General features: G+C 57.9%; 9 protein-coding genes and 1 pseudogene. 8 read left to right on the forward strand and 2 right to left on the reverse strand.

The features are described from left to right. Positions 1-20 precede the first annotated feature (20 nt). Positions 21-1,544, reverse strand: a complete 1,524-nt coding sequence (gene glpD / locus IOD40_RS08525; protein ID WP_407649128.1) for a glycerol-3-phosphate dehydrogenase — start codon at positions 1,542-1,544, stop codon at positions 21-23. A 181-nt stretch (positions 1,545-1,725) separates the two neighbouring features. Between glpD and ku (IOD40_RS08530) the strand changes: the two genes are divergently transcribed. Next, positions 1,726-2,568, forward strand: a complete 843-nt coding sequence (ku, locus tag IOD40_RS08530) for a non-homologous end joining protein Ku (protein ID WP_198476109.1) — start codon at positions 1,726-1,728, stop codon at positions 2,566-2,568. Positions 2,569-2,571: 3 nt separating this feature from the next. Then, positions 2,572-5,067 (forward strand): DNA ligase D, encoded by a 2,496-nt coding sequence (ligD, locus tag IOD40_RS08535; protein WP_198476110.1) that lies wholly within the window; start codon positions 2,572-2,574, stop codon positions 5,065-5,067. 2 nt (positions 5,068-5,069) lie between these two features. Here the strand turns inward: ligD and ku (IOD40_RS08540) are convergent, their stop codons facing one another. Further along, positions 5,070-5,885, reverse strand: coding sequence for a non-homologous end joining protein Ku (ku, locus tag IOD40_RS08540; RefSeq protein ID WP_198476210.1), 816 nt, complete (start codon positions 5,883-5,885; stop codon positions 5,070-5,072). Between the two features lie 335 nt (positions 5,886-6,220). Between ku (IOD40_RS08540) and IOD40_RS08545 the strand changes: the two genes are divergently transcribed. From IOD40_RS08545 to IOD40_RS08570, 6 genes and pseudogenes are all read left to right on the forward strand, one after another. Continuing rightward, complete coding sequence (locus IOD40_RS08545) at positions 6,221-7,255, forward strand: porin (RefSeq protein ID WP_198476111.1); 1,035 nt, start codon at positions 6,221-6,223, stop codon at positions 7,253-7,255. Positions 7,256-7,416: 161 nt separating this feature from the next. Further along, positions 7,417-8,583, forward strand: a complete 1,167-nt coding sequence (locus tag IOD40_RS08550; protein WP_198476112.1) for a serine hydrolase domain-containing protein — start codon at positions 7,417-7,419, stop codon at positions 8,581-8,583. Positions 8,584-8,597: 14 nt separating this feature from the next. After that, positions 8,598-9,710 (forward strand): pyridoxal phosphate-dependent aminotransferase, encoded by a 1,113-nt coding sequence (locus tag IOD40_RS08555; RefSeq protein ID WP_198476113.1) that lies wholly within the window; start codon positions 8,598-8,600, stop codon positions 9,708-9,710. 61 nt (positions 9,711-9,771) lie between these two features. Beyond that, positions 9,772-10,417 (forward strand): annotated as a pseudogene (locus IOD40_RS08560) (TetR/AcrR family transcriptional regulator). After that, a complete protein-coding gene (locus IOD40_RS08565) occupies positions 10,383-11,546 on the forward strand; it encodes an isovaleryl-CoA dehydrogenase (protein ID WP_198476114.1) in 1,164 nt (387 codons plus the stop codon). The pseudogene IOD40_RS08560 and the gene IOD40_RS08565 overlap by 35 nt, the downstream one beginning before the upstream one ends. A 56-nt stretch (positions 11,547-11,602) precedes the next feature. Next, complete coding sequence (locus IOD40_RS08570; RefSeq protein ID WP_198476211.1) at positions 11,603-13,210, forward strand: carboxyl transferase domain-containing protein; 1,608 nt, start codon at positions 11,603-11,605, stop codon at positions 13,208-13,210. Position 13,211: the final 1 nt, after the last annotated feature.

Here is a 13,211-nt window from a genome sequence, read left to right on the forward strand (position 1 = left end):
GGGTGCTGCGTCTCGCGGCGTTACCCTGCTGCGCTACGTATCCTCTCCACCCCTTGCATGTATTCATCCAGAATCGACGCCTCCTCAACGGTCAAGCGAAGTCCCATCTTGGTTCGCCTCCAAAGAACGTCTTCAGCTGTTGTCGCCCACTCATGTTCGACTAGGAAGTCAATTTCCGCCTGATAAAGATCAGATCCGAACAACCTTCCCAAATCTTCAAGAGACCTTGCGCTTCCAAGTATGATGCGGGCGTCCGTTCCATACAAGCGGACCAGACGCGCAGCATGAACCGGCCTCACGAAAGGGTAGTCCTCGCGAAGTCGCCGAACCTGCTCGTGATATCCATCGTGAGGGAAGTCGCCGCCAGGAAGCGGTCCGTTTGCGGTCCACGGGTCCCCTCGCTTACCAAGGAAACCTTCGATCTTTTCAAGCGCATGCTCCGCGAGGCGACGATAGGTCGTGATCTTTCCGCCAAAAGCATCGATGCGGGGTGCCATACCTTCTGGCGCATCGGGCCGCAGCACATAGTCTCGTGTTGCTTCCTGTGCCTTGGAGGCGCCATCGTCGTAAAGCGGACGGACCGCCGAATAGGTCCAGACGATGTCTTCGCGGCGCACCGGTTGGGCGAAGTACTCGCTGGCTGCGTGGCAGAGGTAGTCCGTCTCTTCCTCGCTGATATGGATCTTGGCCGGATCGCCGCTGTAGTCGCGATCAGTCGTGCCGATCAGCGTGTAATCCGTCTCATAGGGGATCGCGAAAATGATCCGCCCATCGCGATTCTGGAAGAAATAGGCGCGCGGATCGTCGAACTTCTTGCGAATGACGATGTGGCTGCCCTGTACCAGGCGCACATTGTGGGCATCGTTCTGACCAACCGCTGAGGAAAGAACCTCGTCGATCCAGGGGCCACTGGCGTTGACGAGGAGGCGCGCACGTGCCTGCGAGCGAACGCCGGTGCGCATATCTTCCATGGTCAGGTGCCAGAGTCCGCCGCGGCGCTCCGCCGAGACGACTTTTGTGCGGGTGCGCACGATCGCGCCACGCTTAACGGCGTCGCGTGCGTTAAGCACGACCAGACGCGCGTCATTCACCCAGCAATCGGAGTACTCGAACGCCTTCTTGAAAAGGCCCTTCAAGGGCTTGCCGGATGGATCGCGGCGCATGTCGAGCGTCCGCGTAGCCGGAAGCAGCTTTCTGCCGCCGATGTAATCGTAAAGAAACAGCCCTAGTCTCACGAGCCATGGCGGGCGGATCCCATCGGCCACAGGCAGAACAAAGCGCATCGGCCAGACAATGTGCGGCGCGTTCTTCCAGATAACTTCACGCTCTTTAAGAGCTTCGCGGACGAGACGGAACTCGTAATATTCCAGATAGCGTAGCCCACCATGGATGAGCTTCGTCGATCCGGAGGACGTACCACTGGCCAGATCGTTCATCTCGGCCAGAAAGACAGAGTAGCCGCGACCGGCAGCGTCACGAGCGACACCGCAGCCGTTAATGCCGCCACCTATCACGAAGATGTCGTGGATGACCTGGCCGTCCACGCTGCCCTCCGAAGTTTCGCAATGCAGCAAACTTGCTGTCATTTCTTTCGTCTGCACATTGGAAACGAATACAGGCGAATGTCAAACGAAAATATCCGAATCCAGCCAACTCCCGCGCAACACTTGGAGGAACCTTGCTCGCAGCCGCGAGTTCATTGGGGCAACAGCAAGGGAGTTCAGAATGGCGCCGCGCGCGATCTGGAAAGGGCACCTCAGCATCGATGAGCTCTCATGTGCCGTCGCGCTTTATTCAGCGGCCACAACTTCCGAGCGTGTTTCGTTTCACATGGTCAACAAGAAGACCGGCAATCGGGTTCGCCGGGAATATGTAGATGAGCAGACTGGTAAACCCGTGCCGCGCGAAGACCAGGTGAAAGGATACGAAACCGCGAAGAACAATTACATCATCCTCGAGCCCGAGGAGATCGCATCCGCCACGCCGCAGGGAGACAAAACGCTCTCCATTGAGGATTTCATCCCCTGCTCGGACGTCGACACGGCCTATTTCGACAAGCCGTACTTCCTGACGCCTGCCGATGATGAGTCCGAGGAAGCATTCGTCCTGATACGTGAGGGCCTGCGTGCGAAGAAGGTCGCCGCTATTGCACGTGCCGTCTTGTTCCGTCGGGTGCGAACCGTGATGATCCGTCCCCGCGGCCGAGGATTACTCGCGAACACCCTGAACTTCGACTACGAGGTTCTGCCTGCGGAAAAGGCCTTTGAAGACCTGCCGGATCTTAAGATCAAAGGCGAGATGCTGGATCTTGCCAAGCACATCATCACAACAAAGAAGAGTGAATTCGATCCTTCAACCTTTGATGACCGCTACGATGCGGCCCTTGCAGAACTGGTAAAGGCCAAGGCTGAAGGTCGCGAGATCAAGCTTGCGAAGAAGGAGCCGGAAGGCAAGGTCATCGATCTGATGGCGGCGCTGCGTGAAAGCGCGAAACTTGCCAAGCCGGCAGCAAAAGCCGGCAAGTCTGCCGCGAAGACAACTGGCGAGAAGAAGCGCAAGGCAAGCTAAGTCATGGCGCTCGAAACCTATCAGCAGAAACGGGACTTCAAGAAGACTCCCGAGCCGAAGGGCAAACCTGCCAAGCGGGCCAAGGGCAACAGCTTCGTCATGCAGAAGCACGATGCCCGCAGGCTACATTACGATTTACGACTGGAGATGGACGGCGTCCTCGTCAGCTGGGCGGTTACACGCGGCCCAAGCTTCGTTCCTTCCGAAAAGCGCCTGGCGGTGCATGTCGAAGACCACCCGCTCGAATATGGCACCTTCGAGGGGACAATCCCGAAAGGTGAGTATGGCGGCGGCACCGTCATCGTCTGGGATCGAGGAACATGGTCACCCGTTTTCGACATGAAAAAGGGCATGGCCAAGGGGCATCTGGAGTTCGAACTTCAGGGCGAGAAGCTCAATGGTCGTTGGCACCTTGTGCGAATGCCGCGCAGGGCTCGCGAGAAGCGCGACAACTGGCTGCTTATCAAGGCTGATGACGAGTTCGCGCGTGGAGAAGAAGATGGCGACATTCTCGAAGAGCGGCCAGAATCAATAATCACCGGTCGCACAATCGCGGATGTCGAAAACGAAGCACCCGGCTGGTCATCCAAGACAGGCAAGATCGCGAAGAAGTCAGCTCCCGAAACGAAGGGGCAGCAGGCAGCGCTGCCGGATTTCGTTTCGCCGCAGCTGGCAACCCTCAAGCCTCAGGCACCATCGGGCAAGGGCTGGATCCACGAGATCAAGTTCGACGGCTATCGGCTCCAGGCGCGGATCGATAACGGCACCGTCAAATTGTTGACCAGAAGCGGCCTCGACTGGACTGACAAGTTTGGCAAGGAAGTTCCACATTCGCTTGCTGCCCTGCCCTGCGAACAAGTCATCCTCGACGGCGAACTCGTTGTGGAGGGTGCCGGTGGTGCGTCGGACTTCTCAGCGCTGCAGGCCGATCTCAGCGAAGGCCGCAGCGACCGGTTCATCTTCTTTGCTTTCGACCTCCTGCATCGCGACGGGAGGGACTTGCAAGGCGTGCCATTGCTGGAGCGCAAGGCGGAACTGGAAGCGCTGTTAAAAGGAGCACCCTCCTGTCTGCGCTACAGCGAACACTTTGAAGAAGACGGCGAGATGATCCTGCGTCACGCCTGCAGGCTGAGCCTAGAAGGCGTCATCTCCAAACGAGCGAACGCCAAGTATCAGTCAGGACGAAACAAGGACTGGATCAAGTCCAAATGCGCAAAGCGTCAGGAGATGGTGGTCGCTGGTTACGTGCCCTCCTCCACTTCGCAAAAAGCCATCGGCTCCCTCGTTCTGGGCGTTTTCGATGATGGTAATTTGCGTCATGTTGGCCGTGTCGGCACCGGGTTCAGTCGCACCGTTGCAGAGGACCTGTTCAAGCAGCTCTCAAAGCTGGAGCAACGAGAATCTCCTTTCAAGGACAAGCTCGACGCAACCGCGCGTAGGGGCGTGATCTTCGTCAAGCCGGAACTGGTGGCGGAAGTAGAGTTCCGCGCCTGGACCGCAGATGGCAATTTGCGACACGCCGCCTTTCGTGGAATCCGCGAAGACAAGCCAGCGACGGAGGTCGTCCTTGAAGGAGAAATCACACAGCCGGGCTCGTCTTCCGCGCGAGCGAAATCAAGAGTTTCGCTGACCCATCCGGACCGCGTCTATTGGAAAGACGTCGGCGTCACCAAGGAGGGTCTTGCCGCCTATTACGCCGAGGTGTGGCGGTTCATGAGCCCGCATCTTGTTACGCGTCCGCTCGCCTTGCTTCGCTGTCCTGGCGGCACCGCTCAGCAGTGTTTCTTTCAAAAGCATGGCTGGAGAGGAATGAGCGGGGAAATTCTGAAAGCGTTCGATCCGCAGGATGACAGCGACGACAACACATTAATAGCGATCGACAGCCTGGATGGACTGACCGGTCTGGTCCAAGGCGGTGCCTTGGAGATCCACACCTGGCAGGCAACTCTAACGGCACTGGAAAAGCCTGACCAGATCGTGATGGATCTCGATCCTGATGAAGCTGTCACATGGGATGTCATGATCGAAGCCGCGCATGAGGTGAGGCAGCGGCTCGAGGCAGCCGGGCTAAACGCGTTCATCAAGACAACCGGGGGCAAGGGCTTGCACATCGTCGCCCCCCTGACGCCCAGGGCCGGGTGGGACGAAATGAAAGACTTCGCCCGATCGATCGCTGATGGCATGGAGAGCGATACACCCGATCGCTTCATCGCCAAGTCGAGCAAAGCTAAACGCAAGGGCAAGATATTCGTCGACTATTTGCGGAACTCGCGTGGTGCCACCGCGATCGCGCCCTATTCCAGCCGCGCACGAGATGGCGCTACCGTGTCGATGCCACTCGAATGGGACGAGGTTTCGCCGTCGATCAAGTCCTCACATTTTACCGTGACAAATGCAGTCGCAAGGGTGGCCAACTTAAGGAGTGATCCTTGGGCAGACTTCCGCAAATCGGAGGTCCCATTGCAGACCGCGCGAAAAGGCTCCCGCCGCGAAAAGTAACCCTACTTTGTCTTGCCGCTCTTCTTTTCAGCTTCGATGCTTTTGCGGAGCGCGTCCATGATCGAGACGACGTTGGTCGCTGTCTGCGGCGCGGTTTCTTTCGTTTTCTTAGGCGCGGCCTTGCTCTGCTTCCGCTTTTTCGCGGCAATGAGTGATTTGAGGCTTTTCTGTACGGGATCTTGTACGAGGGTAGGATCCCATTCGCGCTTCCGTTCCTCGATCAGCGTGCCAATAAGCTTGAGCGCCTTCGCGTCAGGCTTTGCGCTATCGATATCCGAAAAATAATCCTCCGCATCGCGCACTTCATCGCCGTATCGGAGGGTCCAGACGACTATGCCCTTCCCTCTCGGCTCGAGCATAACGGCCCGCTCGCGTCGATAAAGGATGAGCCGCGCGATGCCCACCATGTCGCTTGCGGCCATGGCGTCACGAATCACCGAGAAGGCCTCTTCAGCAATCTTGTCGTCGGGGGTCAGGTAGTGCGCGGTGTCGAGGTAGATCCAGGCAATGTCGTCGCGCGGCACGAACATGTCGATATCGATCGTCCGTGTGCTCTCCAGGGCGACGGCCTCAAGCTCCTCATCTTCAAGGATAATGAAATTGTCTTCAGAAAGCGGATACCCTTTGCGCAAATCCTGGTCTTTCACCGGCTTGCGGGTTGTATCGTCAACATATCTGCTTTCGATCGGGTTTCCTGTAGCGCGATTGATGGTGCGAAAAGACACCTTCTCTCGTGTCGTTGTCGCCGGAGCCATGGCAACTCGACAGGTTACGAGAGAGAGGCGTAGATACCCCTTCCAGAAGCTTCGCGGCGCCATATGATCAGGATCCCGGTTAATCCGGTAATGAACGGGCTGCGCCATCTTCAGTTCCTCGAATGAGGAATTAATGACTTATCAACACTTATTAACCGCCGGTAAATGCTTCAGATACGCCAGAAATGTCGCTCCTGACGGTTGGCTGACATCAAAACGTAGCATTTTGGACACAGTTCCTACTGACCGAGCGCAAAGCGGCGAATTCGAAGTTCCAAATCCGTTGCATCCGGCAATCAAATCTTCCACACCTATCGTCAGGACAGGGGGACCTCTCGGTCCACAAGATTTCAGCCTGATCGACAGGCGTCTAAATTTAAACGTGTGGAGAGACTCATATGAACATCAAGGGGCTTCTCGTCAGCTCTGCTGCTGCGGTCGTAGCTGTTTCCGGCGCACACGCTGCCGACGCTATCATTATCGCTGAGCCGGAGCCAATGGAATATGTTCGCATCTGCGACACCTATGGCACGGGTTATTTCTACATTCCGGGCACCGAGACCTGCCTGAAGATCGGCGGCTACCTCCGCTATCAGATGGAATACCAGAAGGAGCGCGGTGCAGATTACCGCTTTGGCAAGCTTGCTCGCTTTGCTCCTCAGTTCACCGCCAAGAACGCGACTGAGTGGGGAACCCTGACCAGCTTCGCTCAGGTCAATTTCGACTGGGCCAGCAATGGCGAGTGGTTTGCTAGCGGCCCTGGCCAGAACACCAATCTCGAGCATGTCTACATCTCGCTCGACAATGGCACCACCAGCTTCCTTGTTGGTAGGACCGACACTCCGTTCTACGAGTTCCTCGGCTACTGGGCTGGCCCGACCCTTCACGAAGGCACCTACAGCGGTGGTAACCGCGCACAGGTTCGCCTTTCCTACGACGCGGGCAACGGCCTGGGCTTCGTGGTGGCAGCTGTTGAGAACAACAACACCTCGCAGTTCGATCCGGGCATCGAAGCTGGCGTCAAGTTCGATCAGAACTGGGGCTGGATCGCTGGTGCGGTTGCCTATGACACCGATGCAGAGCAGTTCGCTGCACGTGCTGGCGTTGGTGTGAACTTCACCCCGAGCATCTCCGCAAGCCTTCACTTCATGTATGCTGATGACTCCCGCACCGGCATGTACGACCTGTACGACGCCTGGTTTGCTTCGGTCGCCAACCAGGCTGAGTGGTCTGTTCTTGCTGGCCTGAGCGCTGGTCTGACCGACAAGGTCAGCCTGAACGGTCATGTCCAGTACTTCGACACCGAAGAGTGGACCGCAGCAGCTAACGTTGCTTGGACCCCGGTTAATGGCCTGACCATCACCCCGGAAATCGCTTACGAGTCGGTTACCCGTAACACCATGGGTCTCCTGCGCTTCCAGCGTAATTTCTAATCGATCTCTTACATCGTTCGAAAAACCCGGCAGGAGACTGCCGGGTTTTTTGCTGCGTGCGAAATTGAGGCCCGGTGCCGTATTCGGTCATCCCTTGTTGCCACTTGACTTCCCTTCTACTCCCTCGCCTATCACTAGCTGGATTGGGGATGATGAGGACCATGACCGAGATTCCAGCACGCGCGCAGATCAACCTCTCGAACTGGCGGGTCAATCCAGCCAGCCGTTACAGCTTCCAACATGTCGCCGAATTCGTGCCGGTCGCCATGATCTCCTATGGCAAGGGAGAGAGCCAGCCGCCGGCTGCTGAAGGAAAGCTCAATGACATTCAGCTCTCCGATCCGGACGGGACCGCCATTTCGGCGCTTGACCATATGCGCCGGTCTCACACCGACCATCTTGTCGTGATGCGCGACGGTGAAGTCATCGCCGAATGGCTTGAAGAAGGCGCTGACGCCTCGCGACCACATCTTGTCTTCTCGATCTCGAAATCGGTGACCGGGCTTCTTGCCGGGATCGCGGTTGCTGACGGCAAACTTGACCCTGAGGCACTGATCCCCGCCTATGTGCCTTCGATGCAGGGCTCCGGCTATGCCAGCGCGCGCGTGCGCGATCTCCTCGACATGACTGCCGACATCGATTTCGACGAGGAGTATCTCGATGATGGCGGCGCATTCGACCGCTACCGCAGGGCCATGCTATGGAACCCAGAGCGCCCGGAGATCACGCCCGAGACGATGGAAGAGTTCCTTGCCAGTGTCGGAACTCCCAAGAACGACCACGGCAAACGCTTCTACTATGCCTCGCCCAACACGGATCTTCTTGGGCTGGTCATCGAGCGTGCAACTGGAGTCCGTCTGCACCAATACCTTGCTGATCGCCTGTGGCATCCGATGGGCGCGAAGGGCGCAGCCAATGTTACGGTTGACCGCGTTGGAACGGCACGCGCCGCTGGCGGTATCAGCATGACGACGCGCGATCTTGCTCGCATGGGACAGCTCGTCCTCGATTTTGGACGCAACTCCCAAGGTGAGCAGGTCGTACCGGAAGACTGGGTCCAAGATCTTCGCAACAATGGGGATCGTCAGGCCTGGGTCGATGGCAACTTCATGGACATGTTCGAGAATGGACGATACCGCTCATGCTGGTATGACGTCGGTGATGGTCGCCGAAGTTTCGCCGCGGTGGGCATCCATGGACAGTGGCTGTGGGTCGATCCGACAAACCGCGCCATAATCGCCAAGACGTCTTCGCGTCCCGCTCCCAGCGATGACGACGAAACCGCTCTGGAAATTCACTCCCTCTCGCAAATCGCGAGATCATTTTAGCCTGCAGGTTCGTTATGACGGCTCGCCCACCTTTCACGCCTCTCGTTCAATCCCTCCCCGCTTCCGTTCCATTTGTTGGTCCGGAAGCACAGGAAAGAGCACGAGGCCGCAATTTCCGTGCACGTCTTGGCGCGAATGAAAACGGCTTCGGTCCCTCGCCCAGAGTGAAGGACGCCATTCGTGCCGCGGCCGGTGACGCCTGGAAATACGCCGATCCTGAACATCACGAACTGAAGGGCGCTCTGGCTCAGCACCTCGGTGTAGGAACGAACAATATCGTCATCGACAGCGGTATAGACGGCCTCCTTGGACTGGTGGTGCGCCTGATCGTGTCAGAAGGCGTTCCCGTGGTCACTTCCCTCGGCGCCTACCCCACTTTCAACTATCATGTTGCAGGTTTTGGCGGGCGGTTGGTCACGGTTCCCTACGTGAACGACAAGGAGGACATCCAGAGCCTGCTCGACGCGGTACGCCGTGAGAACGCTCCTCTGGTTTATCTTGCCAACCCGGACAACCCGATGGGTACCTGGTGGGAAGCGAACGCGATCAACCAGATGATCGAAGCGCTGCCCGAGACCACTCTCCTGGTGCTCGACGAAGCCTATTGTGAAACTGCGCCCGCTTCGTCCGTGCCCGCTATTGATGTCAGCCGCCCCAACGTCATTCGTATGCGCACTTTCTCGAAGGCCTACGGCCTCGCAGGCATGCGCGTTGGCTATGCAATTGGCGAAGAAGGCCTCATCAACGCCTTTGACAAAATCCGCAACCATTTCGGCATGAACCGCCTGGCGATGGCGGCTGCGCATGCGGCGCTTGAGGATCAGGACTATCTGAGCGGCATCATCGAGCAGGTGGCGGAAGCACGCGAAAGGATTGGTCGCATTGCTGCGGATAACGGCCTCAGCGTGCTCCCCTCTGCAACGAACTTCGTTGCGATTGATTGCGGCCGGGATGGCGCCTTCGCGATGCAGGTGATGAAAGAGCTCATCGCACGCGATGTTTTTGCCAGAAAGCCCATGTCGCCGATCCAGGATCGATGCATCCGCATCAGTGTCGGCCCAGCCGAAGAACTTGATGTCTTCGAGGCTGAGTTGCCAGCTGCGCTTGCAGCGGCATCTGAAGCTTAGCGCCTGACTTTTTGCTTGCGCTTAATTGAACGTTCGTTCCATTTTGTCCGTGGAGGACAGAATGGCGCGAACGGTCGGGTCCAGTGGCAAGCGTACCCAGAGGCTGATCCGAGAGGCAGCTGCTGCCTTGATTGCTCGGCATGGGTTTGACGCCATGTCCATGCGCCAGCTAGCGGCAGAGGTCGGCGTTCAGGTTGCCGCGCTCTACCGCTACTTTCCGACCAAAGAGGATCTGCTCTTCTCCTTGTTGAGGGAGCATCTGGAAGAACTTTCGGCGAGGTCGACCCAAACGCCGATTGCAAGTGGAGCCCCGGCCCGCCGCCTGACTGCGTTCTTAGCGAATCACATTGAATTCCACATCGCGCGACGCCACTCCACTCATATAAGCAACATGGAAGCTTCGTTCCCTGTCTCCGGAACGCTTGAGCGCGATCCTCAAGGTGCGCAATGCCAATGAAAAGCAGTTGCGCCCGATCTTGCGAGACGGAAGCGCCGAAGGCACGTTCATTGTCGAAGACGTTAAACTGACGGCGATGGCGATCATTCAGATGATCACCGGTGTCATCGTTTGGTTTCGGCCGAACGAGCGTCTTTCCGTGGAAGAAGTGACTGCTACTTATCACCGGATGACCCTACGCCTGCTTGGCGTCGGGGAGGCGAGGGAGCTAGCCGATGTACGACCACGTCATGAACTTCGGGCTGGGTGACGATGTCGACGCCCTGCGCGACGTCGTTCGCCGCTTTGCGCAAGAGCGGATCGCACCACAAGCCGCCAGAATAGACGCCGAAAACGAATTCCCCCCTGCTCTTTGGCCTGAGATGGGAGAACTTGGTCTTCTCGGCATGACGGCGGATCCTCATTATGGCGGGACCGGAATGGGCTATCTCGCCCACGTCGTCGCGATGGAGGAGATTTCGCGAGCCTCTGCCTCCGTGGGGCTTTCTTACGGCGCTCACTCCAACCTATGCGTCAACCAGATTAACCGGTGGGGCACGGAAGCACAGAAAGAAAGGTATCTTCCCGAGCTGTGCACCGGGCATGCCGTCGGTGCGCTTGCCATGTCTGAAGCTGGCTCCGGTTCCGACGTCGTCTCCATGCGCTTGCGTGCCGACAAGAAGAACGATCGCTTCGTCCTCAACGGATCGAAAATGTGGATCACCAACGGGCCAGATGCTCAGACCATGGTGGTCTATGCAAAGACGGATCCAGAAAACAGTTCGCGCGGGATCACCGCCTTCATCATCGGGAAATCCATGCCGGGATTTTCCGTAGCACAGAAACTCGACAAGCTCGGGATGCGCGGCTCCAACACCGGTGAGCTGGTTTTCCAGGACGTGGAGGTCCCGTTTGAGAATGTCCTGCACGAGGAAGGACGTGGAGTTGAGGTCCTCATGTCAGGACTGGATTATGAGCGCGTAGTGCTTTCCGGAGGGCCACTCGGGATCATGGCCGCTGCACTGGACGCTGCTGTCCCTTACGCTCAGGAACGCCAGCAATTCGGGCAGCCAATCGGTGCATTTCAGCTGGTACAGGGTAAGCTTGCCGACATGTACACCACGATGAACGCCTGCCGTGCTTATGTCTATGCCGTCGCGTCCGCCTGCGACCGGAAGGAAACGACCCGCAAGGACGCCGCCGGGTGCATCCTCTACGCCGCAGAGAAGGCTACACAGATCGCACTCGACGCAATCCAGCTTCTCGGCGGCAATGGCTACATCAACGAATACCCGACCGGACGATTGCTACGGGACGCCAAACTCTACGAGATTGGCGCAGGCACCAGCGAGATCCGGCGCTGGCTTATCGGCCGGGAGATGATGGCCGAAGCCGTTTGACCCCTTCCCCAACACTTCTTTAGAGGCCACACTCGACGCAACTTCGAGAGGATATGATGCCGAAATTTCACTCGCAGCTGTCCACCTCTTCAGATGCGTTCAAGGCAAATGCCGAGGCGATGAAGGCGCTTGTTGCTGACATTGCAGAGAAGGCCATGATCGTCGAACGTGGCGGGACGGACGAGGCACGCGAGCGGCACGTTGCGCGCGGAAAGCTCCTTCCTCGCGAGCGACTTGCACAATTGATCGACGTGGGCTCACCGTTTCTCGAGATCGGCCAGTTCGCAGCGTGGGGTATGTACGATGACCAGATCCGGTCGGCAGGACTGATTGCTGGAATTGGGCGCGTCGAAGGCGTCGAATGCGTGATCGTCATCAACGACGCCACCGTCAAAGGCGGGACCTACTACCCGGTCACGGTCAAAAAGCATCTGCGGGCGCAGGAAATCGCCATGCAGAACAAGCTGCCCTGCATTTACCTGGTAGATTCAGGCGGCGCGAATCTGCCGAACCAGGATGAGGTTTTTCCCGACCGCGAACATTTCGGCCGAATCTTTTACAATCAGGCCAACATGTCGGCAGCGGGAATTCCGCAGATTGCCTGCGTGATGGGATCTTGTACCGCCGGAGGCGCGTATGTGCCCGCAATGTCCGACGAAACGATCATGGTGAAGAATCAGGCGACGATCTTCCTGGGCGGCCCGCCACTTGTAAAAGCGGCAACCGGCGAAGAAGTCACCGCCGAGGCGCTTGGTGGTGCCGATCTGCACACGCGCGAATCCGGCGTCGCCGATCATTATGCGGTAGACGATCGACATGCGCTCGAGATCGTCCGGCGGATCGTACGCAATCTGAACCGCGAAAAGACAATCGCAACCAAACTGCTCCCTCCCAAAGCTCCGTTTTATGATCCGTCCGAAATTTACGGCGTCGTTCCAACAGATCTTCGAAAGCCGTATGATGTACGCGAGGTTATCGCCCGGCTGGTGGACGGTTCGGAGTTCGACGAGTTCAAGCAGAACTATGGCACGACGCTCGTCACCGGCTTTGCGCATCTTTATGGAATACCCGTCGGGATCATCGGCAACAATGGAGTGCTTTTTTCGGAGAGCGCACTCAAAGGCGCTCACTTCATCGAGCTATGCTGCCAGCGAAAAATCCCGCTGATCTTCTTGCAGAACATCACCGGGTTCATGGTCGGCCGCAAATACGAGGCCGGTGGCATCGCCAAGGACGGTGCAAAACTCGTCACGGCAGTCGCGACCGCGCAGGTTCCGAAGGTGACAGTCATCATCGGCGGTTCGTTTGGGGCCGGCAATTACGGCATGTGCGGGCGTGCTTATTCACCACGCTTCCTGTGGATGTGGCCGAACGCGCGCATCTCGGTGATGGGCGGGGAACAGGCGGCTACTGTGCTGGCCTTGGTGAGGCGCGAAGGGATCGAGCGGCGTGGCGGCAGCTGGTCAGCCGAAGAGGAAGCCAAATTTCGCGCACCGATCCTCGAAAAATACGAGCGCGAGGGGCATCCGCTCTACTCATCCGCGCGACTGTGGGATGATGGCATCATCGACCCGGCAAAAACACGGGATGTTCTGGCGCTTAGCCTGTCTGCGGCGCTTAATGCGCCCGTGGAGGACACAAGGTTCGGCGTGTTCCGCATGTAGC

It is taken from the genome of Aquamicrobium zhengzhouense, assembly GCF_016124105.1.
GTDB lineage: Bacteria > Pseudomonadota > Alphaproteobacteria > Rhizobiales > Rhizobiaceae > Aerobium > Aerobium zhengzhouense.

Excerpts from the sequence above, each read along its gene's own strand:
- IOD40_RS08550 (WP_198476112.1), top strand. The coding sequence starts at position 7,417 with ATGACCGAGATTCCAGCACGCGCGCAGATCAACCTCTCGAACTGGCGG.
- IOD40_RS08570 (WP_198476211.1), top strand. The coding sequence starts at position 11,603 with ATGCCGAAATTTCACTCGCAGCTGTCCACCTCTTCAGATGCGTTCAAG.
- IOD40_RS08555 (WP_198476113.1), top strand. The coding sequence starts at position 8,598 with ATGACGGCTCGCCCACCTTTCACGCCTCTCGTTCAATCCCTCCCCGCT.
- ku (WP_198476109.1), top strand. The coding sequence starts at position 1,726 with ATGGCGCCGCGCGCGATCTGGAAAGGGCACCTCAGCATCGATGAGCTC.
- IOD40_RS08545 (WP_198476111.1), top strand. The coding sequence starts at position 6,221 with ATGAACATCAAGGGGCTTCTCGTCAGCTCTGCTGCTGCGGTCGTAGCT.
- ku (WP_198476210.1), bottom strand. The coding sequence starts at position 5,885 with ATGGCGCCGCGAAGCTTCTGGAAGGGGTATCTACGCCTCTCTCTCGTA.
- ligD (WP_198476110.1), top strand. The coding sequence starts at position 2,572 with ATGGCGCTCGAAACCTATCAGCAGAAACGGGACTTCAAGAAGACTCCC.
- IOD40_RS08565 (WP_198476114.1), top strand. The coding sequence starts at position 10,383 with ATGTACGACCACGTCATGAACTTCGGGCTGGGTGACGATGTCGACGCC.